The sequence below is a fragment of the Streptomyces sp. CB01881 genome (assembly GCF_002953255.1).
GTDB lineage: Bacteria > Actinomycetota > Actinomycetes > Streptomycetales > Streptomycetaceae > Kitasatospora.
This window is the reverse complement of sequence record NZ_CP026498.1, coordinates 11,037,346-11,037,662: the sequence shown is the minus strand read 5'-3', so window position 1 is coordinate 11,037,662 and position 317 is coordinate 11,037,346.

Below are 317 nucleotides of genomic sequence, written 5' to 3'. Positions count from 1 at the left end.
GCGTGTTTTGGCCCCACATGCCAGGTTGTCTGGACCTTTGGTTGTGCCTGTTGGGGTGTCCGGCGGGTGGTGGGTGGTTGATTGGGGTGGTGACTGTGTGTGGTGGTTGGTGGGGTCCGGGGGTCCGGTCGGCTTCGCTGGGTGGGGTCGGCGGGTGTTGGGCCTGTATTCGGGGCTGAATTCTGCCGGTAATTCCGTTGGGTTGTTTTGGCGGATTGGCGTCTGGTGGTGGTCTGAATTCGGGTCGGAATTGCGGGGCAGGGGTGGTGGCGGGGTTGGTGTTCGGTTTGGTGGTCCGGGCTGGGTGGTCCCGGGCC